Annotated in this window: 18 protein-coding genes; 11 read left to right on the top strand and 7 right to left on the bottom strand. The window is 64.9% G+C overall.

The features are described 5' to 3' along the window. Positions 1 to 24 precede the first annotated feature (24 nt). On the bottom strand, positions 25 to 1,539 hold the full coding sequence (locus PG897_RS16320; protein ID WP_201885278.1) for a YifB family Mg chelatase-like AAA ATPase: 1,515 nt from the start codon (positions 1,537 to 1,539) through the stop codon (positions 25 to 27). Between the two features lie 384 nt (positions 1,540 to 1,923). Here PG897_RS16320 and ilvG point away from each other — a divergent pair, with 384 nt between their 5' ends. The 6 genes from ilvG to ompA all read left to right on the top strand — a co-directional run bounded on the left by ilvG (position 1,924) and on the right by ompA (position 9,671). Next, on the top strand, positions 1,924 to 3,570 hold the full coding sequence (gene ilvG / locus PG897_RS16315) for an acetolactate synthase 2 catalytic subunit (RefSeq protein WP_201881121.1): 1,647 nt from the start codon (positions 1,924 to 1,926) through the stop codon (positions 3,568 to 3,570). Beyond that, positions 3,567 to 3,818: an acetolactate synthase 2 small subunit gene (ilvM, locus tag PG897_RS16310; protein ID WP_005306810.1), complete on the top strand. Its 252-nt coding sequence runs from the start codon at positions 3,567 to 3,569 to the stop codon at positions 3,816 to 3,818. The genes ilvG and ilvM overlap by 4 nt, the downstream gene beginning before the upstream one ends. Before the next feature lie 12 nt (positions 3,819 to 3,830). Continuing rightward, a complete protein-coding gene (locus PG897_RS16305) occupies positions 3,831 to 4,775 on the top strand; it encodes a branched-chain amino acid transaminase (protein WP_017781281.1) in 945 nt (314 codons plus the stop codon). Positions 4,776 to 4,920: 145 nt separating this feature from the next. Then, a complete protein-coding gene (gene ilvD / locus PG897_RS16300) occupies positions 4,921 to 6,762 on the top strand; it encodes a dihydroxy-acid dehydratase (RefSeq protein WP_201881119.1) in 1,842 nt (613 codons plus the stop codon). A gap of 3 nt (positions 6,763 to 6,765) precedes the next feature. Continuing rightward, positions 6,766 to 8,286, top strand: a complete 1,521-nt coding sequence (ilvA, locus tag PG897_RS16295; protein WP_201881117.1) for a threonine ammonia-lyase, biosynthetic — start codon at positions 6,766 to 6,768, stop codon at positions 8,284 to 8,286. Positions 8,287 to 8,531: 245 nt separating this feature from the next. Then, entirely contained in the window at positions 8,532 to 9,671 is a 1,140-nt protein-coding gene (gene ompA / locus PG897_RS16290; protein WP_201881115.1) for a porin OmpA, read from the top strand. A gap of 50 nt (positions 9,672 to 9,721) precedes the next feature. Here ompA and PG897_RS16285 read toward each other — a convergent pair whose 3' ends face one another. Continuing rightward, on the bottom strand, positions 9,722 to 10,177 hold the full coding sequence (locus PG897_RS16285; protein ID WP_043170547.1) for an HPP family protein: 456 nt from the start codon (positions 10,175 to 10,177) through the stop codon (positions 9,722 to 9,724). An 80-nt stretch (positions 10,178 to 10,257) separates the two neighbouring features. Here PG897_RS16285 and PG897_RS16280 point away from each other — a divergent pair, with 80 nt between their 5' ends. Continuing rightward, positions 10,258 to 10,812: a TetR/AcrR family transcriptional regulator gene (locus PG897_RS16280; protein WP_043170548.1), complete on the top strand. Its 555-nt coding sequence runs from the start codon at positions 10,258 to 10,260 to the stop codon at positions 10,810 to 10,812. Between the two features lie 52 nt (positions 10,813 to 10,864). After that, positions 10,865 to 11,992 carry a hypothetical protein gene (locus tag PG897_RS16275; RefSeq protein ID WP_043170549.1) on the top strand — a complete coding sequence of 376 codons (1,128 nt, stop codon included), beginning with the start codon at positions 10,865 to 10,867 and terminating at the stop codon, positions 11,990 to 11,992. A gap of 79 nt (positions 11,993 to 12,071) precedes the next feature. On the opposite strand, the gene priA is transcribed toward PG897_RS16275, so the two are convergent. Next, a complete protein-coding gene (priA, locus tag PG897_RS16270) occupies positions 12,072 to 14,279 on the bottom strand; it encodes a primosomal protein N' (RefSeq protein WP_080760852.1) in 2,208 nt (735 codons plus the stop codon). A 148-nt stretch (positions 14,280 to 14,427) separates the two neighbouring features. Between priA and rpmE the strand changes: the two genes are divergently transcribed. From rpmE to PG897_RS16255, 3 genes are all read left to right on the top strand, one after another. Beyond that, a complete protein-coding gene (rpmE, locus tag PG897_RS16265; protein WP_005306787.1) occupies positions 14,428 to 14,643 on the top strand; it encodes a 50S ribosomal protein L31 in 216 nt (71 codons plus the stop codon). 127 nt (positions 14,644 to 14,770) lie between these two features. After that, positions 14,771 to 16,204, top strand: a complete 1,434-nt coding sequence (locus tag PG897_RS16260) for a DUF2867 domain-containing protein (protein ID WP_043170550.1) — start codon at positions 14,771 to 14,773, stop codon at positions 16,202 to 16,204. 180 nt (positions 16,205 to 16,384) lie between these two features. Next, the gene (locus PG897_RS16255; RefSeq protein ID WP_043170551.1) at positions 16,385 to 17,641 is read left to right on the top strand and encodes a malic enzyme-like NAD(P)-binding protein; all 1,257 of its coding nucleotides are present in this window, start codon (positions 16,385 to 16,387) and stop codon (positions 17,639 to 17,641) included. A 76-nt stretch (positions 17,642 to 17,717) separates the two neighbouring features. Here the strand turns inward: PG897_RS16255 and PG897_RS16250 are convergent, their stop codons facing one another. The 4 genes from PG897_RS16250 to trmA form a co-directional block, all read right to left on the bottom strand. Then, positions 17,718 to 17,900: a hypothetical protein gene (locus PG897_RS16250; RefSeq protein WP_010635722.1), complete on the bottom strand. Its 183-nt coding sequence runs from the start codon at positions 17,898 to 17,900 to the stop codon at positions 17,718 to 17,720. A 54-nt stretch (positions 17,901 to 17,954) separates the two neighbouring features. Continuing rightward, complete coding sequence (gene rstB / locus PG897_RS16245; protein ID WP_270829198.1) at positions 17,955 to 19,280, bottom strand: two-component system sensor histidine kinase RstB; 1,326 nt, start codon at positions 19,278 to 19,280, stop codon at positions 17,955 to 17,957. Between the two features lie 117 nt (positions 19,281 to 19,397). Next, the gene (gene rstA, locus PG897_RS16240) at positions 19,398 to 20,108 is read right to left on the bottom strand and encodes a two-component system response regulator RstA (RefSeq protein ID WP_026080319.1); all 711 of its coding nucleotides are present in this window, start codon (positions 20,106 to 20,108) and stop codon (positions 19,398 to 19,400) included. A gap of 239 nt (positions 20,109 to 20,347) precedes the next feature. Then, on the bottom strand, positions 20,348 to 21,481 hold the full coding sequence (gene trmA, locus PG897_RS16235) for a tRNA (uridine(54)-C5)-methyltransferase TrmA (protein WP_043170553.1): 1,134 nt from the start codon (positions 21,479 to 21,481) through the stop codon (positions 20,348 to 20,350). Positions 21,482 to 21,545: the final 64 nt, after the last annotated feature.

The raw sequence follows: 21,545 nt of genomic DNA, 5'->3' as shown, positions 1-21,545 counted from the left end.
GCCGTCAGGTTCGCTTGCGACCCATCAACCGCTGCGCAGCCGTGACAGCAGCCGATCCATGGCCCGATAGCCGAGCGCCTCGATCAGGTGCTCTCTTTCGATGGCGGCGTGCCCCGCCAGATCGGCGATGGTGCGCGATACCCGCAGGATGCGGTGCCAGGCCCGGATGCTGAGCCCCAGCTTCTGGATGGCGTTCTCCAGAAACTCGGCATCTTGCGGCGACAAGCGGCAAATTTCTTCGATTTCGCGGCTATCAAGCAAATTATTGAGCTTGCCGTTGCGGCTCAGCATGCGCTCCCGCGCGCCCAGCACCCGCTCGCGGATCTGCTGGCTCGACTCCCCCCGCTCCGCCTTGCCGGTCAGGCTGCCCTTGGGCAGCAGCGGCACCTCCACCGTCAGGTCGAAGCGGTCGAGAAAGGGGCCGGAGAGCTTGCCGAGGTAGCGCAGTATCTGATCCGGGCTGGAGCGGGTCTGGCCATCGCCATAGTGGCCGCAGGGGCTGGGGTTCATGGCGCCGACCAGCTGGAAGCGGGCGGGAAAATCCACCTGACGGGCGGCCCGGCTGATGGTGATGTGGCCGGTCTCCAGCGGCTCGCGCAGGGAGTCGAGCACCTTGCGCTCGAACTCCGGCAGTTCATCCAGAAACAGCACCCCGTTGTGGGCCAGGGATATTTCACCGGGCCTTGGGTGGCTGCCACCGCCCACCAGCGCCACTGCCGAGGCGCTGTGGTGCGGCGTGCGATAGGGTCTGTGGTGCCAGTGACCAGCGCGCGGGGTGAGGCCGCCGATTGAGTGGATGGCGGCGGTCTGCTGCGCCTCCTGTTCGCTCAGCGGTGGCAGAATGCCGGGCAAGCGGCTGGCCAGCATGCTCTTGCCGGTGCCGGGCGGGCCGATGAACAGCAGGTTGTGGCTGCCGGCGGCGGCGATCTCCAGCGCCCGCTTGGCCTGGGATTGGCCGATCACATCCTGCAGATCCGGCACATCGGGTAGGGCCTCCGCGCTCTGGGGATCCGGCAGCGGCAGCTCGTATTGACCCGCCAGCCAGGCGGTGACGGCAAGCAGCTGATGGGCGGTGCGTACCTCGGCGTCCTGGATCAGCGAGGCCTCGGGGCCGTTCTCCCGCGGTACCAGCAGGGTGCGACCCGCATCGCGGCAGGCGAGCACGGCGGGCAGCACACCGAGCACGGGGCGGATCTCGCCGGTCAGGGCCAGCTCCCCCAAAAATTCGTGATCAAGCAGGTATTTTGCGGGTATCTGCTTGGAAGCGGCGAGAATACCGATGGCGATAGCCAGATCGAAACGGCCCCCCTCCTTGGGCAGATCGGCGGGGGCCAGATTGACCGTGATGTGCTTGCTCGGGAACTCGAAATTGCCGTTGAGCAGGGCGCTGCGCACCCGATCCCGCGACTCCTTCACCGAGGTTTCCGGCAGGCCCACCATGTTGAAGGCGGGCAGACCGTTGGAGAGGTGCACTTCCACCGTGACTTGCGGGGCCGCTATTCCCAGGCTGGCACGGCTATAAACCACAGCTAATGACATAAATCCCGTCCTTGGTTTGATGTATATGCTGGTTAACCGTTTTTTATTAGTTTTTTGTTCCAGCTGACGCGATTGGACTCAGTGAAAATCAGAGTCTTGTCAGGCAAAAAACGCTTGCCCAATAAAATCCGCCGTGCTAGTTCTAATAGCCATTCGCGGTAAAAACCGCCCCAATTTCACAGGATTTCCGGTTGTAACTATGAACATGGCCTCCCGTTTCGTCAGCATTATTGTGGTCCTAGTGGTGATTATTATCTCACCGCTCGGGGCTCGTTTAGCTGCACGGAACAAGGGATAGACCCACCACCGGACAGAACGAAACAAGCGACCCCCGAGCCTCACGGCCCGGGGGTTTTTTTTCGACCAAAGGACAGGATTTTCCAGATGAACGGCGCGCAGTTTTTGGTACAGGCTCTCAAGAAACAGGGTGTGACCCAGGTGTTTGGTTACCCGGGCGGGGCCATCATGCCGGTCTACGATGCTCTGTATGACGGCGGTCTGGCGCACCAGCTCTGCCGCCACGAGCAGGGGGCCGCCATGGCGGCGGTGGGGTATGCCCGCGCCTCCGGCCAGGTGGGGGTCTGCATCGCCACCTCGGGTCCGGGCGCCACCAACCTGGTGACCGGTCTGGCAGAAGCGCTGCTCGATTCGGTGCCGCTGGTGGCCATCAGCGGCCAGGTGCCCTGCGCCGCCGTGGGAACCGATGCGTTCCAGGAAGTGGACGTGCTCGGCATGTCTCTCTCCTGCACCAAGCACTCCTTTATGGTGACGGACGTGGCGGATTTGCCTCAGGTGATCGCCGAGGCCTTCGCCATCGCCAGCGAGGGGCGCCCCGGCCCCGTACTGATCGATCTGCCCAAGGACGTGCAACTGGCCGAGGTGCCGGCCCAGAGCCCGCTGTTTGCGGTGGCGGAGCCCGAGCATCTCAATCCGGCCGAGCTGACGGCCGCTCGTACCCTGCTGGCAGCCGCCGAGCGCCCGGTGCTCTACGTTGGTGGCGGGGTGGGCATGGCCAATGCCGAGCAGCAGCTGCGCGACTTTGCCGCCGCCACCGGCATGCCTGCGGTCACCACCCTCAAGGGGATAGGGGCGCTCGATCCCGACAGCCCCGTTTATCTGGGCATGCTCGGCATGCACGGCACCAAGGCCGCCAACTATGCGGTGCAGCAGTGCGACCTGCTGCTGGTGGTGGGCGCTCGTTTCGATGATAGGGTGACCGGCAAGCTGGAGGAGTTCGCCCCCGAGGCCAAGGTGATCCACCTGGATGTGGACGCCGCCGAGTTCGGCAAGCGCCGCGCCGCCGAAGTGGGCATCACCCAGGATCTGAAACAGGTGCTGCCGCACCTCGCCATGACGTTGGTCATCGAGCCCTGGCGTGAGCACTGCGCGAACATGGCCCGCGAGTACGCCTTCCGCTACGACCATCCCGGCCAGCCCATCTATGCCCCAGCGTTGCTCAAGCAGCTCTCCGCCAGGTTGCCGGAGAGCAGTGTGGTGGCCTGCGACGTGGGTCAGCACCAGATGTGGGTGGCTCAGCACATGCGCTTCACCAGCCCGCGCAACCACCTCTCCAGCGCCGGCCTCGGTACCATGGGCTTTGGTCTGCCGGCCGCCATCGGCGCCAAGATGTCGCGCCCGGAAGATGAAGTGGTGCTGGTGAGCGGCGACGGCTCTTTCATGATGAACGTGCAGGAGCTCGGCACCATCCGCCGCGCCCAGCTCAAGGTGAAGATGGTGCTGCTGGACAACCAGCGCCTCGGCATGGTGCGCCAGTGGCAGGAGCTGTTCTTCGACGGCCGCTACAGCGAGACCATCCTCTCCGACAACCCCGATTTCGTCGCCCTGGCCGCCGCCTTCGGCATTCCGGGCGAGACCATCACATGCAAGGAGGAGATAGCCCCGGCCCTCGACCGCCTGCTGGCGAGTGAGAGCGCCTATCTGCTGCATGTGGCCATTTCAGAGGAAGAAAACGTCTGGCCCCTGGTTCCGCCAGGAGTCGCCAACCACCAGATGATGGAGCAACGCCCATGAGTCAGTTCAATACCTTGCAAATCCATGCCCAGCCCAGACCCGAAGTGATGGAGCGGGTGCTGCGGGTGGTGCGCCACCGCGGTTTCAACCTCTGCGCCCTCAACATGGAGCAGGATTGCCAACAACTGCGGATCACGGTTACTGTCGAGTCGGTGCGTCCCATCCAGCAGTTGTGGAGCCAGCTGGTGAAGCTGGTGGACGTCTCCCGGGTCGATGCACTGGAACAGCAACCCCGGATCAGAGCTTAAGGAGCCAAGCCAATGTCACAGCCTTCCCAATCCGCCACTCATCCCCAATACATCTGGTTCAACGGCAAACTGGTGCCCTGGCAGGATGCCCAGGTGCACGTGATGAGCCACGCCCTGCACTACGGCTCCTCGGTGTTCGAAGGGGTGCGTGCCTACGACACTCCCAAGGGAACCTGCATCTTCCGCCTGCAGGAGCACACCCGCCGCCTGTTCGACTCCGCCAAGATCTACTGGATGGAGGTTCCCTACAACGAGGCCGAGATCAACGAAGCCTGCCGCACCGTGGTGCGCGAGAACGGCCTGAAGAGCGGCTACCTGCGCCCGCTGGCTTTCATCGGTAACGTGGGCCTTGGCCTGCATCCTCCCAAGGATGCCAAGGCCGACGTGATCGTTGCGGCCATTCCCTGGGGCGCCTATCTGGGGGAAGAGGGGCTGAAGAACGGGGTGGATGTGTGCGTCACCTCCTGGAACCGGCTCGCCCCCAACACCATTCCCACCGGTGCCAAGGCGGGTGGCAACTATCTCTCCTCCCAGCTGATCAGCCGCGAGGCCAAGCGTAACGGCTTCGCCGAGGGGCTAGCGCTGGACGTGAACGGCTACCTGAGCGAAGGGGCGGGGGAGAACCTGTTCCTGGTGAAGAACGGCGTGCTGTTTACCCCGCCCGCCACCGCCGCCATCCTGCCCGGCATCACCCGCGACACCATCATGACGCTGGCCCGCGATCTGGGTTACGAGGTGCGCGAGCAGGCGCTGCCCCGTGAGGCCCTCTATGTGGCAGACGAGATCTTCATGACCGGCACCGCCGCTGAAGTGACCCCGGTGCGCTCCGTCGATCGGATGCAGGTGGGCGCCGGTTGCCGCGGCCCGGTGACCGAGCAGCTGCAGAACGCCTTCTTCGGCCTGTTCAACGGCCAGACCGAAGACAAGTGGGGCTGGCTGACGCCAGTCAACGACTGATGAGAGAGGGGAGGCGCTGTGCCTCCCCGAGTCGCTTCCGGTCAGGGCACTGCGCTGTGCCCTCACCAGGATCGATTCCCGATCCGAGAGTCACTTTTTCATTTCCAAAGATAATGAGCCCGCTGGGCATTCAGGGAGTAGAGACATGCCGAAGTTGAGATCCGCCACCACCACCCACGGACGTAACATGGCCGGGGCCCGCGCCCTCTGGCGCGCCACCGGCATGACCGATCAGGATTTCGGCAAGCCCATCATCGCCGTGGTCAACTCCTTCACCCAGTTTGTGCCGGGTCACGTTCACCTCAAGGATCTGGGTCAGCTGGTGGCGCGGGAGATCGAAGCCGCCGGCGGGGTCGCCAAGGAGTTCAACACCATCGCCGTGGATGACGGCATCGCCATGGGCCACGGCGGCATGCTCTACTCCCTGCCGTCCCGCGAGCTGATTGCCGACTCGGTGGAGTACATGGTCAACGCCCACTGCGCCGACGCCATGGTCTGCATCTCCAACTGCGACAAGATCACCCCGGGGATGCTGATGGCCGCCCTGCGCATCAACATCCCGGTGATCTTCGTCTCCGGCGGCCCCATGGAAGCGGGCAAGACCAAGCTCTCCGATCAGATCATCAAGCTGGATCTGGTGGACGCCATGATCCAGGGCGCCGACCCCAAGGTCTCCGATGCCCAGAGTGAACAGGTGGAGCGCAGCGCCTGCCCCACCTGCGGCTCCTGCTCCGGCATGTTCACCGCCAACTCCATGAACTGTCTGACCGAGGCGCTGGGCCTCTCCCAGCCGGGCAACGGTTCCCTGCTGGCGACCCACGCCGATCGCGAGCAGCTGTTCAAGCTGGCAGGCCAGCGCATCGTCACTCTGGCCAAGCGCTGGTACGAGCAGGACGATGCCTCGGCACTGCCGCGCAACATCGCCACCAAGGCGGCGTTCGAGAACGCCATGGCGCTCGACATCGCCATGGGCGGCTCCACCAACACGGTATTGCACCTGCTGGCGGCGGCCCAGGAGGCGGGTGTCGACTTCACCATGGCCGACATCGACCGCATGTCGCGCAAGGTGCCCCAGCTGTGCAAGGTGGCGCCCTCTACCCAGAAATATCACATGGAAGACGTGCACCGCGCCGGTGGCGTCATCGCCATCCTGGGCCAGCTGGAGAAAGCGGGTCTGGTGCACGGCGACGCCCGCAACGTGCTGGGCACCTCGCTGGTCGAGCTGCTGGCCGAGTATGACGTCAGCCGCCAGCCGAGTCAGGAGGTGGTGGACTTCTACCGCGCCGGCCCGGCCGGTATCCGCACCACCAAGGCGTTCAGCCAGGATTGCCGCTGGCCGGAGCTGGATCTGGACCGCGCCGAGGGTTGCATCCGCTCGCTGGACAACGCCTACAGCCTGGAGGGGGGCCTGGCCGTGCTGGCCGGCAACCTGGCGCTTAACGGCGCCATCGTCAAGACCGCCGGGGTGGACGAGGAGAACCTCACCTTCCGTGGCCCGGCCCGGGTATTTGAGAGCCAGGACACGGCGGTTGCCGGCATTCTGGACGGCACAGTGAAAGCGGGTGAAGTGGTGGTGATCCGCTACGAGGGCCCGAAAGGGGGCCCCGGCATGCAGGAGATGCTCTACCCCACCACCTATCTGAAATCCATGGGACTCGGCAAGGCGTGTGCGCTGATCACCGACGGCCGCTTCTCCGGCGGCACCTCGGGTCTCTCCATCGGCCATGTTTCGCCGGAGGCGGCCTCTGGCGGCACTATCGGTCTGGTGGAGGATGGCGACATCATCAACATCGACATCCCGGCTCGCAGCATGGTGCTGGAGGTGGCCGACAGCGTGCTGGCCGCCCGCCGCGTCGCCGTCGAGGCCCGGGGCTGGAAGCCGCTCGATCGTCAGCGTCAGGTTTCCTTTGCCCTGCGCGCCTACGCCATGTTCGCCACCAGTGCCGACAAGGGTGCGGTGCGCGATCGTTCGATGCTGGGGGAATAAACCATGGTCTCTGCGGCGGATTATCTACGCAAGGTGCTGCTCTCCCCCGTCTACGAGGCGGCGCGGGTCACCCCCTTGCAAACCCTGAAAAAACTCTCCGAGCGGCTCGGCAATCACGTCAGCCTGAAGCGGGAGGACCTGCAACCGGTCCACTCCTTCAAACTGCGCGGCGCCTACCACAAGATTGCCACCCTGACCCAGGAGCAGAAGGAGCGCGGCGTCATCGCCGCCTCCGCCGGCAATCACGCCCAGGGGGTCGCCCTGTCGGCCGCCAGGCTTGGCATCAAGGCGATCATCGTGATGCCCAAGACCACGCCGGACATCAAGATCGACGCGGTGCGCCGCCAGGGCGGCAATGTGCTGCTGTTTGGCAACAGCTTCGACGAGGCTTACGGCGAGAGCCGCCGCCTCGCCGAGTTGGAGGGCTACACCCTGATCCCGCCGTTTGACGACGTCGAGGTGATCGCCGGGCAGGGCACCATCGGCAAGGAGCTGCTGGAGCAGGATACCCATCTCACCCACGTCTTTGTGCCGGTGGGGGGCGGCGGTCTGGCCGCCGGGGTGGCGGTCTACATCAAGCAGCTGCTGCCGGATGTGAAGGTGATCGGGGTGGAGGCGGAGGGCTCCGCCTGCCTCAAGGCCGCGCTGGAAGCTGGCGAGCCGGTCAATCTGGAACGAGTTTCGCTGTTTGCCGACGGGGTGGCGGTCAAGCGCATCGGCGAGGAGACTTTCCGCCTCTGCAACCAGTATCTGGACGAGGTGGTGACCGTCTCCAACGACCAGATCTGCGCCGCGCTGAAAGACATCTTCGACGATTGCCGCGCCATCGCCGAGCCGTCGGGGGCCCTGTCGCTGGCGGGCCTCAAGGCCTACAGCGAGCGGGAGCAGGTGAAGGGGGGCCGGATGGCGGCCATTCTCTCCGGCGCCAATGTCAACTTCCACAGCCTGCGCTACGTCTCCGAGCGCTGCGAGATCGGCGAGAAGCGCGAGGGCATGCTGGCGGTGACCATCCCCGAGCGCAAGGGGGCCTTCCTAGACTTCTGTCGTCAGCTTGGGCCCCGCATGGTGACCGAGTTCAACTACCGTTACGCCGATGCCGAGCAGGCGTCGCTGTTCGTCTCGGTGCGCCTCAGCGGCGGTGACGAGGAGCTGGGCCAGATCCAGCACCAGCTGGAGGGCAACGGTTATCCGGTGGTCAACATGACCGAGAGCGAGCTGGCCAAGAACCACGTGCGTTACATGATTGGCGGCCGCCCGGCCCGGCCCCTCGGTGAACGTCTCTACAGTTTCAAGTTTCCGGAGCAGCCTGGCGCCCTGATGCGTTTCCTCGAGACCCTCGGCTGTCGCTGGAACATCAGCCTGTTCCACTACCGCAACCACGGTGCCGACTACGGCCGGGTGCTCTGTGCCTTCGAGCTGCCGGACGAGGACGTGGCGGCTTTTCATGACTACCTGCACGAGATTGGCTACGGCTGGAAAGAGGTGAGTGACGACCCCGCCTACCGGCTGTTTCTGGCCAGCTAGGTGCGTTGCAAGCAGCAAGAGGGAGGCCATCGGCCTCCCTTTTTCATGGCGCTGCCGGCGCGCCCGCGGATACCCCTGCATGGGGCGTTTTGCGGTCGGGAATGCCGGGCGCTTCACACTCTTGAGTCCCAAGTCATTTGAGGCTGACAACAGATGGGATAACCTGATGGGCGGGGCCGGGTTTGCCCCATCAGGGAAGAGAGGCGCAAGAGCGCCCATCACGACTCATTGCAGAGGCTTTTACCATGAACAAATCGATACTTGCCGTGCTGGTCAGCGGCCTGCTCGTCAGCGGGGCCGTGCAGGCTGCCGCTCAGGACAACACCTGGTACGTCGGCGGCAAGGCCGGCTGGTCCAATTTTTACGGTGTGGACTACAACGAGCAGGTCAAAGCCGTTGTCGACCTTGTTGAACCAGACAAGAAGCACAGTGATCTTGGCGTGGGGGCATTTGTCGGTTACCAGCTCAATCCCAATCTGGGTTTCGAGCTGGGCTATGACTGGCTGGGCAAGTACAAACTGGACAAGACGGTATCACAGGGTACCCAGTCTGCCGGGCTGAATGGCGAAGCCAAGGCGCAGATGGTGCAGGCCACGATGAAAATGAGCCTGCCGGCAACCCCGGTGCTGGATGTGTATGGCAGGCTGGGGGGGGCTTACGCCTGGACTGAGAGCGCTTATTCCGGGTGGTATAGAGACTCCGCCAATCCGGCCAACGATCTCTCATTCGATAGCAAGGGGCACAAATATCATGGTGCCGCATTTGTGGGAGCGTTGGGCATTGAATACGCGATCGATCGTGATTGGGCCGCTCGTCTCGAATATCAATACACAACGCCGCTTGGCAAGACCTCCCCCGAGGAGTCAGGCATCGAGATGGACAACGGCCTGCTGGCCTTCGCCATGCTCTATCGCTTCGGTCAGCAGGGCGGCGAAGTGGCGGCGCCCGCACCGGCCCCGGCAGCGGCGCCTGCTCCCGCGGTGGTGGTGGTGCCCAAAACCTTCAGCCTGAGTTCGGACGTGTTGTTCGAATTCAACAAGGCGACCCTGAAGCCGGCTGCCAGCCAGGCGCTCGACGCCCTGTTCAGCCAAATAGTGGCGGCCAATCCGAAAGACGGGGTGGCAACCGTGATCGGCCACACCGATCGCATCGGCTCCGACGCCTACAACCAGGCGCTCTCCGAGCAACGCGCCCGCAGCGTGGCAGACTATCTGATTGCGAAGGGGCTGTTTGCCGACAAGGTGCGGGTCGAGGGGCGTGGCAAGTCCTCTCCGGTCACCGGCAACAACTGCAGCAGCGGCTCCAGACCGGCGCTTATCGCCTGCCTGGCACCGGATCGGCGGGTGGAAGTGCGACTGGAAGGGGTTTCCCAGCAGGCGCAATGACCAGGGTGTCAGCATGAACGACGAGGGAGGACCAGGCCTCCCTCGTCTGTTTAGCCGGTACCAAGCCGTCGCTGCCATTTGACCCGCTGGAAGCCGTAGCCCAGCAGGATCAGCAGCAGGGCGCCGGGCAGGACCGTGTGCCACAGAAAGGGCCACTGTTGCCCCGTCATCAACACCAGCAGGGGGTTGGCGCCGGCGGGCGGGTGGATCAGATCCAGCCCCTGCATCAGCGCGATGGCCAGCCCCACGCCCAGGGCCAGTTGCAGCTCCAGCGGCAGGGGCAGCTCCTGCATCAGCAAGCCGACGGTGGCCGTCAGCAGATGGCCGCCGAGCACGTTCCACGGCCGTGCCAGCGGGCTCGTCGGCAGGGAAAACAGCAACACGCAGCTGGCCCCGAAGGGCGCCATGATCAGGGTGGTATGCCAGCTGATGTTCAACCAGCCCAGCACGCCTATCGCCAGTGCCGCTCCCACTCCTGCCCACAAGGGGCCATACCATCTCGTCATCACGGTTTCCTTCTTGGTTTGTCAGCCGTGATTAGGCACATTAGGTAGACAGATCGGTGTACTTCAAGGGGAAAAACGCGATGAGCGAAAAACGGCAGCAGCTGGTGGAGACGGCCTACCGTCTGTTCAATCGCCATGGCTTTCACGCCACCGGTATCGACCGCATCTGGGCGGAGGCCGGCAGCACCAAGCGCACCCTCTACCGCCATTTTCCCACCAAGGATGCCCTGATCGAGGAGGTGCTGCAGTCCCGCGAGCGGGAGTTCTTCGCCCTGCTGGAACAGCGCCTGCAGGGACAGGAAGGGCGGGAGAGCCGCCTGCACGCCCTGTTCGACGGCTTCGGGGAGTGGTTTGGCCGCAGCGACTTCTATGGCTGCAACTTCATCAACGCCAGCGCCGAGTTTGCCGATCCCCGTCACCCGGTTCGCAAGCTGGTGGTGGCGCACAAGCAGGCGCTGCTGGACTGGGTCAGCACCAGGCTCGATTGCCACGAGGCGCAAGCCACCGGCATCTGCCTGTTGCTGGAGGGGGCCGTGGTGATGGCACACAGCTATCAGCAACCGCTGGCACTGGTGCAGGCAAGGTCGCTGGCATTGGCGCTGTTATGCGCCGACGGCGAGGCGTCTGCCGGCTGATATAGCCAATCGGTGTTAAGCCCGCCCCGGCAGCTGGTCGATAACTGACCAGATGTATGGCGCCGAGGGCGAAGATATGCGCATCGATCACTACGACCTCCAGGGGGAGGTGCAATACCAGCAGCAACAGGCCCAGGCCCGCAAGGTGCGCCGGCTCGGCCCCGTGCCGGCCGCCAGCCAGGTACAGTCCCCTGCCACGGCGCCGGCGGACGTTGCCCCCGCTGCTGCCGGCGGCGGCAGCCAGCTCACCTTCACCCGCAGCAGCCTGCTGACGCTGCAGATGGCCAGCCGCAGCGCCGCCGGCCCGGCTCAGAGCGCCCCTGAACCTGCCTCGGCCAAGCCCGCCGAGACCGGCAAGAGCGAACAGGATGGCATGCCCAACGACGGGCTCGACAATCGCCAGCGGCTCATCAAGCTGATGATCGAGGCCATGCTGGGCCACAAGATAGAGCTGCCGGAGCCCATCAAGCCAGCCGAGCAGGGCGCGGAGGGGGTGAGTGCCCCGACGGGTGAGGGGGCCCAGCCTGCCGCCGAGCCGGATCAGCTGGTGGAGGTGACCGACAGCCTGCTGCAGAAAGAGCAGCTCAACGTGGTGGCGGCGGCGAATGTGCAGACCCAGGATGGCCAGACCCTGCAGCTGGATCTGGGTTTTGTGCTGGACTGGCGCCAGCTCGACATCAGCCAGCGCCGCACCACCCTCAATGCCTTAAAGGATCCGCTGGTGCTCAGTCTGGATGGAAAAATCGCCGGCCTGACCGACGCCCGGGTCAAGTTCGACCTCGATCAGGATGGCAAGGCGGACAGCCTGCCCGGCCTGAGCGAGGGGAGCGGCTTCGTGGCGCTGGATCGCAACGGCAACGGCACCATAGATGACGGCGGCGAGCTGTTTGGGGCCCGCTCCGGCAATGGGTTTGGCGAGCTGGCGACCCTGGATGAGGATGGCAATGGGGTGCTGGACGAGCGGGACAGCCAGTTCTCGGCGCTGCAGTTCTGGCAGCCGGACCAGTCACCCATCGCCTTGGTGGAGCTGGGGATAGGTGCCATCCTGCTGCACCCCCTCGACACCCCCTTCAACCATCTGGGGGAAAGCGGCAATCAGGGGGTGCTGCGCCAGTCCGGCCTCTATGTGACCGAGCAGGGCAAGGGAGGCTGGGTGCAGCAGGTCGACCTGCGGGTCTGAGCCCTGCGCCCGCATGACAAACCCGGTTGCTGACGCTGCACGTTGGCGACCGCTTCACCGTCAGCGACCAGAATCCGACTCAGTTCAGCTCGGTGGGGTCTATGTCGAGGCTCCAGCGTACCCGCTTGGTCTCGGGCCACCCCTCCAGCTCCTTCAACGCCCAATCCAGCAGCTGGGCCAGCGGTGCCCGGCTCGGTCCCTGCACCAGCAACTGCATGCGAAACTTGCCCGCCTTGCGTTCCATGAAGCCGCTGATGGGCCCAAGCACCTGCACATGTGGGTAGCGAGCGCTGCGCAGGGTGTCGGCAAGGCGGGCGAGGAACAGCTGCACCTCGTCGCGGCCGTTGGCCTCGGCCCGAAACAGTCCCTGATAGCTGAACGGTGGCAGCCCCAGCAGGCGGCGCTCCTTCAGCGCCGTGTCGGCGAAATGGCCATAGCCGTTCTGGGTCAGATCCTGCAGCAGGGCGTGCTCGGGATGGTGGCTCTGCAACACCACCAGCCCAGGCTTGCTGGCGCGACCGGCACGGCCCGCCACCTGGATGTAGAGCTGGGCCAGTTTCTCGGCGGCGCGAAAATCGGCACTGAACAGGGCACCATCCACATCCAGCAGTCCTACCAATGTCACGTCCGGGAAGTGGTGGCCCTTGGCCAGCATCTGGGTGCCGATCAGGATCTTGTACTTGCCCGCCTTGATGTCACCGAGGTGGGTCTCCAGCTCCCCCTTGCGACGGGTGTTGTCCCGATCGATGCGCACCACCGGATATTGCGGGAAAACGGTGCCGAGCAGCTGCTCCAGCTGTTCTGTGCCGACCCCGGATCCGATCAGATCAACGCTGCCACACTCCGGGCAGTGGTGGGGTAGCGGGCGCACGCTGTCGCAGTGGTGGCAGTGCAGCCGTCGCCCGGCCTGATGCCAGGTGTACCAGGCGTCGCAGCGCTCGCAGGCGGCGCTCCAGCCGCACTGGTGGCAGATGAGGGCCGGGGCATAGCCGCGGCGGTTGAGAAACAGCATCACCTGATTGCCGGCCGCCAGATGCTCCGCCATCAGCTGCTCCAGCTGGGGTGAGAGGCCGGCCTGCAGCCGCACGTTCTTGATGTCCAGGATCACCTGGCGGGCAGTCTGGGCGTTGCCTGCGCGCCGGGTCAGGCTGAGGTGGTGATACTTGCCGCTGCGGGCGTTGTGCAGCGTCTCCAGCGACGGGGTGGCCGAGCCGAGCAGGATGGGAATGCCGGCGCGATGGGCCCGCATCACCGCCAGATCCCGCGCGTGGTAGCGAAAGCCGTCCTGCTGCTTGAAGGAGCCGTCGTGCTCCTCGTCGATGATGATGATGCCGAGGTCGTGAAACGGGGTGAACACCGCGGAGCGGGTGCCGATCAGGATGGCGGCACCGCCGTCGCGGCAGGCCAGCCAGGCATCTAGCCGCTCCCGATCGTTCATGGCGGAGTTCATCGCCACCACGGGTACGTTGAAGCGGCGGCGAAAGCGGTTGATGGTCTGCGGGGTGAGGCCTATCTCCGGCACCATCACCAGCGCCTGCTTGCCCGCCTTGAGCAGGGGCTCGAGGATGCTCAGGTAGACCTCGGTTTTGCCGGAGCCGGTGATGCCGTCCAGCAAAAAGGCGCCGAACCTGTCGCTCTGGCTGGTGACGGCAGATACCGCCAGCGCCTGCTCGCCGTTGAGGCGCAGCCCCTCGCCCGGCTCGAAGCGGGCGGCCCAGTCACTCTCATTGCTCGGCTCCAGCGAGCGCTTCTCCAGCAGCCCCTTCTTCTCCAGTGCGCTGAGTGCTGCACTCTGGATCTCCTCCTGCTTGAGGGCGGAGGGGGTCTGCGGCCCCTTGCGCAGCAAGGCGAGGGCCTGCTGCTGCTTGGCCGCCCGCTTGAGCTCGTTGAGATCGACCGCCATGCCGGCCTCGGTGGCGAACCAGAACTCCAGCTCCCGATAGGCGGCGGGCTCCCCCTTGCGCACCAGCACCGGCAGGGCGTGGGGCAGTACCTCCCCCAGCGGATGCTGGTAATAGCTGGCACTCCAGTTCATCAGTGCCAGAATGTCCGGCCCCAGCACCGGCGCCGCATCCAACACCCGCTTGATGGGTTTGAGCTTGTTGCGCGGCACCTGGCTCTCGGTCGGGTGATCCACCACCAGTCCGACCAGGGTTTGCGGGCCGAACGGGATCTCGACCCGGCAGCCGGGGGCAGGTAAGGGCAGGGGGGAGAGATAGTCGAAATGACGGCGTAACGGTACCGGCACAGCCACACGAACCAGATCCAGCGTTTGGGAAGAATTCACCAGAGATTGCCTATTTTTTCTGCGAAGCCACTTGCCTGATCTCAGGCATTTCCTATATTATTCGCAGCCTTTGAAACTGTGTTCAACAATCGTGTGGTGTCCGACAGAAGATCGGATGGCGACACGGCCTATTACTTTGAGGTTGTCCATGAAAGCTGGTATCCACCCTGACTACGTAGCCATCACCGCCAAGTGCTCTTGCGGTAACGTCATCAACACTTTCTCTACCGTTGGTAAAGATCTGAACCTGGACGTGTGCTCCGAGTGCCACCCGTTCTACACCGGCAAGCAGAAAGAAGTTTCTAGCGGCGGCCGCGTAGACAAGTTCAACAAGCGTTTCGGTGCGATGACCACCAAGAAGTAATTTTACTTCTGAAGAATTCTGAAAAAGGCGCCCAATGGGCGCCTTTTTTATTGGTCGGCGTTCTGTCAGGGCCCGCTTTGCCCTATGGTGGTGTGGTTGACGAGGGATGCAGAGCAGGAGCGAGTGAATGAGGAATTGTCTGGTGATGGGGGCGGCGGGCTACATAGGTTCTTACCTGGTGCCCCATCTGCAGGAGCTGGGTTATCGGGTGATTGCCGGGGCGCGGCGCCCCTGCCGGCTGCCGCCCGGTGTGGAGTTTCGCCTCGCCGACAGCCTCAAGCCCATCACCCTGTTGCCTGCGCTGGCGGGCATCGATACCGTCTTCTATCTGGTGCATGCCATGGGGGCGGGGGCCGACTTTCACCGGCTGGAGCAGCAGGGGGTGAAGAACTTCGCCGCCGCCGCCCGCGCCGCCGGGGTGCGCCGCATCATCTATCTCGGCGCCATCCAGCCGGCGCAGTGCAACAGCCGCCATCTCAACTCCCGCCGCCACTGTGGCGAGCTGTTTCGGGGCACCGGCGTGCCGACGGTGGAACTGCGCGCCGGCATCATCATTGGCCCCGGCTCGGCGGCGTTTGAGGTGATGCGGGATCTGGTGTTCAACCTGCCGCTGATGGTGACCCCCAAGTGGGTGCGCTCGCGCACGCCGCCGATTGCACTGTCCAACCTGCTGCACTATCTGGGCGGGCTGGTGGAGGCCGACGGGGTGGACGGCCAGATCTTCAACGCCGCCGGCCCCGAGCTGCTCAGTTACCAGCAGCAGTTGCAGAAGTTTGCCGCCCATATCGGCAAGCGCTGCCCCATCATTCCCATCCCCTTCCTGAGCCCGCGCCTCTCCGCCTGGTGGCTGCAATTCGTCACCTCGGTGCCGCAACCTGTGGCCAAGGCGCTGGTGGGCGGCCTCAAGCACGACATTCCGGCCGATGACGGCCCGTTGCGGGCCCTGCTGCCGCAAACCCTGCTCAGCTTCGACGAGGCGCTGGCGGAGAGTCTGGCTCTGGAGCAGCGGCTCGGTGCCGAACAGCAGGGGGAGGAGACCCCGCTCGGTCTGCGCTGGCGCCATCCCGAGTACGGCTTCTATGACCGCACCGCCAGCGGCGATGCCCTCAGTCTCGCCTCGCCCGAGGTGGTGTGGCAGGTGCTGCAGCAGCTGGGGGGCGAGCAGCGCTACTTCTACATGAACCAGCTGTGGGTGGTGCGTGAATGGATGGATCACCTGATCGGCGGGCCGGCGCTGACCCGCGGCCGTACCAATCCGGATCGCTTCGTGAAGGGGGACATGCTGGACTCCTGGCAGATCCTCGGGGTGGACGAGGGGCGCAGGCTGGATCTGCTGTTCAACATGCGGGCCCCCGGTGTCGGTCGGCTGGAGTTCAACATACTGCCGGAGGAGTCTGGGCTGACCCGGCTCAAGGTGACGGCACACTGGCATCCACAGGGGGCCTGGGGGTTGGCCTACTGGCTCGCCATGCTGCCGTTCCACCTCTTCATCTTCCAGGGCATGACGGAGGCGATCGCCCGGAAGGCGGAGGCCATGGCGGGAATCCCTGTCATGGATTGAAACCATATCTATAACTAAATAGGTATTGGTAAGTGGTGTGACATGCTAATTACTGGCTTGTCATTGGCGAGTTGGCGATACTTTCCTCTGTGAAAGCCCGGTGGTTTTCTTTATGATCCCCAGCCCTCGCCCGTGGGCGAGCCAATGCACCACTCATTCACTACCGTATCGGGGTCCCCCATGTCCGATCAGCAGCACGATCTCCGCCAACAGGCACTCGACTACCACGCCCAGCCCGTGCCGGGCAAAATCGCCATCGCCCTCACCAAGCCCGCCGAGACCGCCCGCGATCTGGCACTGGCCTACAGCCCGGGCGTCGCCGAGCCGGTGCGCGAGATCGCCGCCAACCCGGCCGATGCCTACCGTTATACCGGCAAGGGCAACCTGGTGGCCGTCATCTCCAACGGCACCGCCATTCTGGGGCTGGGTAATCTGGGCCCGCTGGCCTCCAAGCCGGTGATGGAGGGCAAGGCCCTGCTGTTCAAGCGCTTTGCCGGCATCGATGCCATCGACATCGAGGTGAAGCACGACACCAGCGCCCAGTTCATCGACACGGTCGCCGCCATCGCCGACACCTTCGGTGGCATCAACCTGGAAGACATCAAGGCCCCCGAGTGCTTCGAAATCGAACAGGCGCTGATCGAGCGCTGCGACATCCCGGTGTTCCACGATGACCAGCACGGCACCGCCATCGTCACCGCCGCCGGCCTGCTCAATGCGCTGGAGGTGCAGGGCAAGCAGATTGGCGACAGCCGCATCGTCTGCATGGGGGCCGGCGCCGCCGCCACCGCCTGCATGGACCTGCTGATCAAGTGTGGCGCCAAGCCCCACAACATCTTCATGCTGGACCGTCAGGGTGTGATCCACAGCGGCCGTACCGATCTGAACCAGTACAAGCAGCGCTTCGCCAACGACACCCCTCTGCGCACCCTGATGGAGGTGATGGACGGGGCCGACGTGTTCGTCGGCGTCTCCGGCCCGGATGTGCTGCCTGCCGAGGCGGTAGCGCTGATGGCTGCCAATCCGGTGATCTTCGCCTGCTCCAACCCGGACCCCGAGATCAAGCCGGCGCTGGCCCACGGGGTACGTTGTGACCTCATCATGGGTACCGGTCGCTCCGACTACCCGAACCAGATCAACAATGTGCTCTGCTTCCCCTTCATCTTCCGCGGTGCCCTCGACGCCCGTGCCAGCCGCATCAACGATGCCATGAAGATTGCGGCGGTCGAGGCGATCCGTGGTCTGGCCAAGGAGCCGGTACCGGCCGAGGTGCTGACCGCTGCCGGCGTCAGCGAGCTCGCCTTCGGCAAGGATTACGTCATTCCCAAGCCGATGGATGCCCGTCTGCTGCCGCGCGTCGCCCGCGCCGTGGCGCTGGCGGCGGTGGAATCCGGCGTTGCCCGCATCGCCCTGCCGGCGGACTACATGCTGGGCTGAGCCAAGGCAAGCGCGCAGAAAACAGAAGGGGCCCCATCTCGGGGCCCCTTTTCATTACGGGAAGCTTGCTGGTCGATCACTTGGTCTTGGGAGCGACCTTGACGGCCGGCGCCTTGGCGTGGGCAGCCTTGTGGTGTTTTTTCACGACCTTGGTCTGGGTAGCCTGGGGAGCGGCAGCCTTGGTCGGGGTGGCAGCCATGGTGAAGCCGGAGGTCAGGGCGAAGACAGCAGCCAGGCTCAGGGGGATCAGCTTGTTCATATTCCAGTTCCTCATTCGGGTTGATGACATGGAGCGTTTCTCCATGACTTCATCCTAGGGCTGTTCGACCTGCGGTTCAGTGAGTGACTGGTGACGGTTTGTATCCAAATGTACAGGCAGCATCAGGCAGAAACGGGCACCGCTGCTGCTTGGCAACAGCTGCACCTCGCCGCCGTGGTGGCGGGCGATGCTGCGTACGATGGCCAGCCCCAGCCCGGCACCGCCGGTGCGTCGATCGCGGCTCTGATCCAGCCGCACGAAGGGCTCGAAGATCTGCGGCGCCAATGCGGGATCGATGCCGGCGCCATCGTCGGCCACCTCCAGCAGATAGTGATCCTGCTGGCGCGCCATGCTGAGGGTGACCCGGCCGGCGGCGTGGCGCAGGGCGTTGCCGATAAGGTTCTCCAGCGCCCGATCGAGCAGGCGGATGTCGCCGCGCCAGGGCTGGGCCATGGCCGGGCGCACGAAGTCGAGCCGCTTGTCTGGGCGCAGCGCCTGCCAGTCGGCGAGGCGGCTGCCGGCCCAGCTGCCAAGCTCCAGCTCGCTGCACTGCAGCGGCAGCTCGGGGCGATCGAGCCTGGCGTAGGTGAGCATCTCCTCGATGAGGGAATCCAGCGCGCCGAGATCCCGCTCCAGTCCCTGCTGCTCCTCGGCCGAGGGGGCGGGATCCAGCATGGCGAGCCGGTAGCGCAGCCGCACCAGCGGGGTGCGCAGCTCGTGGGCGATGGCGTCGGTCAGCTGCTTGCGGCTGGCCAGCATGGCCTGCAGCTGCTCGGTCATCTGGTCGAAGGTGCGGCCGACCCGACCCAGGCTGCTGCCGGGCGGCAAACGGGTGCGGCAGGAGAGATCCCCATCACCGACCCGGCGGGCGGTCTGTTCGAGCTGCTGCAGGCCGCGCCAGTGCGGGCGCAGCCAGAGCAGGATCGGCAGCCCCAGCGAGAGGCCGATGGCCAGCAGCAGCCCCACGTCGACCCAGTGCAGCTCGTGCAGGTAGGAGAGATAGGGGACGGGGCCGACGATCAGCACCTGATCGGTGCCCGGAATGCGCTGCAGGAAGGTGTCATCCTCCTCGACGATGACGATGTTGCCCGCCTCCAGGAAGGCCTGGTCCTCGCTGGCCAGCGGCTGGTTGGCGAGGGCGCCGATCTGCAGCGGCAGGGTGAGCTGGCGGCTCTGCTCCGCCATGCGGGCAGGCCAGTGTTCGGCCGGCAAGCGGGCCAGCTCGCCGGTGAGCAGGCCGAGAGAGCCCTGCATCATCCGCTCCAGATAGCGATCTCCCGCCCGCTCGGCGGTGACCTGATAGACCATGCCGACCAGCAGGATGGCCAGGGTGAAACAGCCGATCAGCAGCAGATAGAACTGGATAAACAGGCGTCGCATCGGGGCTCTCCTCTTGCCTGGATTGCGTCTGGGCATTGCCTTGTTGCCCCCTCATCCCCAACCCTTCTCCCGCAAGGGGATAAGGGAGCAGAGAGCATCAAGGTCATTCGGCGGGGCTTATTCCCAGGCCTGGGGCACCAGCAGATAGCCTTTCTGGCGCACTGTCTTGATGCGGGTCGGGTTGCTGGTGTCGTCCCCCAGCTTGCGGCGCAGGCGGGAGATGGCCACGTCCATGCTGCGATCCTGGCCGTCGTAGTCGCGACCGCGCAGGCTGCGAAACAGCGCCTCCCGCCCCAGGATCTGGCCGGCGTGGCAGGCCAGCTCCCACAGGAGATCGAAATCGGCGGTGGAGAGCGGAATGCTGTCGCCGTCGAGGCGCACGTCCCGGCCCGGCCCGTCGATCTGCAGCCGGCCGAACTGCAGGCGCTGGGGCGGTGTGCTGGCGACCACGGGCTGCGGAGCCTGCTGTCCCTGCTGGCGGAACTGGACCCGCAGTCGGGCCAGCAGCACGGGGGGCGGCGTGGTCTTGAGGATGTAATCGTTGGCGCCCAGCTCCAGGCTCAGGATCTGGTTCATGTCGCTGTCGAGCGAAGTGAGCATGACGATGGGGCCGGCAAAGCGCGGACGCAGATCCCGGCACAGGGAGAGACCATCCTGACCCGGCAGCATGATGTCGAGCAGCACCAGGTCCGGCTGCTCGGCCTCGACCCTGGCGAGCGCCAGATCGCCCCTCGGTTCCAGCAGCACTTCCATGTCATGGCGGGCCAGCCAGCTGCTGATGAGCTGGCCTATCTCGGGATCATCTTCAACAAAAAGAATGCGTTGCATGGTGGCATGACACCCAGACTGTGGCGCGGATGCGCGTGCCGCCAGCATAGCGGCTCCGGCCGCCCCATGCACAGGGTTAAATAATCAAACAGGGCCCGCGGGCCCTGTCTTGCTGGTCGAGCGGGGCGACGTGCCCCGGCGGCATCAACCCGCCTTGCGCTTGAGATAGACCCCGGCTTCCATGTAGTGAACCCAGGGGGAAGTGGCTCGGACAGGGCGAAGCGGCCTCCCCTATGACATCAGCTCACTTTGCGCTTGAGATAGACGCCGGCTTCCATATGGTGAGTCCAGGGGAACTGATCGAACAGGGCGAAGCGGGCGATCTCGTGGGTTTCGCCGAGCACCTGCATGTTGGCCTGCAGGGTCTCGGGGTTGCAGGAGATGTAGAGGATGTTGTCGTAATCCTGCACCAGCTTGACGGTGGCGTCGTCGAGGCCGGCCCGGGGCGGGTCGACGAAGATGGTGTTGCACTGGTAGGCGGAGAGGTCGACCCCCTTGAGGCGGTTGAACTCCCGCTCACCGCGCATCGCCATGGTGAACTCCTCGGCCGACATGCGCAGGATGATCAGGTTGTCGACGCCGTTGGCGGCGATGTTGAACTGGGCGGAGTCCACGCTCGGCTTGGCGATCTCGGTGGCCAGCACCTTGCTAAAGTTCTGCGCCAGGGCGATGGAGAAGTTGCCGTTACCGCAGTAGAGCTCCAGCAGGTCGCCCTCACTCCCCTTGGTCACGTCCAGCGCCCAGCCCAGCATCTGTTCGTTGATGGCGGCGTTGGGCTGGGTGAAGCTGTTTTCCACCTGCTTGTAGACCAGCTCGCGGCCCTGCACATTCAACCGTTCGATGACGAACTCCTCCCCCAGGCAGATCTTCTGCTTGTGGGCGCGGCCAATCAGCTGCAGCTCGAATCCCTTGGCTCGCAGGTCGGCCTGCAGCGCTTCGGCGGCCTGCTGCCACTCGCTCTCCAGCTTGCGATGGTAGAGCAGGCTGACGCAGATCTGGCCGGACTGGGTGGAGAGGTAGTCGATCTGGAACAGCTTGCGGCGCAGCACGGGGTGCGGGCGCAGCCCCTCCAGCAGCACCGGCATCAGCTGGTTGATGAGGCGGCTGGCGGTGGGGAACTGGTCGACCCGGATGATCTCCTTGGTGGCCGGCGCATACATGCAGTGGTACAGGTCGTCACCGTCGTGCCAGATGCGAAACTCGGCGCGCATCCGGTAGTGTTCGGCGGGAGAGGCGTGCACTTCCAGCGCAGGCAGGGTGAAGTCGGCAAACAACCCGCAGAGGCGCTCGCGCTTCTCGTCGAGCTGGGCCTGGTAGTCGGCCGGGGTTCGAAGGGGCGCCGGGTCGGCGGAAACCTGCTGGGATTGGGTCATGATTTACCTCACATGCACACCGGTCTGGCCGGGTCGAAATCGGGGGAAGCCTGCAGCCACCCAA

Source organism: Aeromonas sp. QDB20, from assembly GCF_027707805.1.
Lineage (GTDB): Bacteria > Pseudomonadota > Gammaproteobacteria > Enterobacterales > Aeromonadaceae > Aeromonas > Aeromonas dhakensis.
Note: the sequence above shows the minus strand (reverse complement) of the source record. Positions and strands in the feature narration are given on the sequence as shown.

Coding starts and splice junctions, on each gene's coding strand:
- PG897_RS16320 (WP_201885278.1), bottom strand. CDS start 1,539: ATGTCATTAGCTGTGGTTTATAGCCGTGCCAGCCTGGGAATAGCGGCC.
- ilvG (WP_201881121.1), top strand. CDS start 1,924: ATGAACGGCGCGCAGTTTTTGGTACAGGCTCTCAAGAAACAGGGTGTG.
- ilvM (WP_005306810.1), top strand. CDS start 3,567: ATGAGTCAGTTCAATACCTTGCAAATCCATGCCCAGCCCAGACCCGAA.
- PG897_RS16305 (WP_017781281.1), top strand. CDS start 3,831: ATGTCACAGCCTTCCCAATCCGCCACTCATCCCCAATACATCTGGTTC.
- ilvD (WP_201881119.1), top strand. CDS start 4,921: ATGCCGAAGTTGAGATCCGCCACCACCACCCACGGACGTAACATGGCC.
- ilvA (WP_201881117.1), top strand. CDS start 6,766: ATGGTCTCTGCGGCGGATTATCTACGCAAGGTGCTGCTCTCCCCCGTC.
- ompA (WP_201881115.1), top strand. CDS start 8,532: ATGAACAAATCGATACTTGCCGTGCTGGTCAGCGGCCTGCTCGTCAGC.
- PG897_RS16285 (WP_043170547.1), bottom strand. CDS start 10,177: ATGACGAGATGGTATGGCCCCTTGTGGGCAGGAGTGGGAGCGGCACTG.
- PG897_RS16280 (WP_043170548.1), top strand. CDS start 10,258: ATGAGCGAAAAACGGCAGCAGCTGGTGGAGACGGCCTACCGTCTGTTC.
- PG897_RS16275 (WP_043170549.1), top strand. CDS start 10,865: ATGTATGGCGCCGAGGGCGAAGATATGCGCATCGATCACTACGACCTC.
- rpmE (WP_005306787.1), top strand. CDS start 14,428: ATGAAAGCTGGTATCCACCCTGACTACGTAGCCATCACCGCCAAGTGC.
- PG897_RS16260 (WP_043170550.1), top strand. CDS start 14,771: ATGAGGAATTGTCTGGTGATGGGGGCGGCGGGCTACATAGGTTCTTAC.
- PG897_RS16255 (WP_043170551.1), top strand. CDS start 16,385: ATGTCCGATCAGCAGCACGATCTCCGCCAACAGGCACTCGACTACCAC.
- PG897_RS16250 (WP_010635722.1), bottom strand. CDS start 17,900: ATGAACAAGCTGATCCCCCTGAGCCTGGCTGCTGTCTTCGCCCTGACC.
- rstB (WP_270829198.1), bottom strand. CDS start 19,280: ATGCGACGCCTGTTTATCCAGTTCTATCTGCTGCTGATCGGCTGTTTC.
- rstA (WP_026080319.1), bottom strand. CDS start 20,108: ATGCAACGCATTCTTTTTGTTGAAGATGATCCCGAGATAGGCCAGCTC.
- trmA (WP_043170553.1), bottom strand. CDS start 21,481: ATGACCCAATCCCAGCAGGTTTCCGCCGACCCGGCGCCCCTTCGAACC.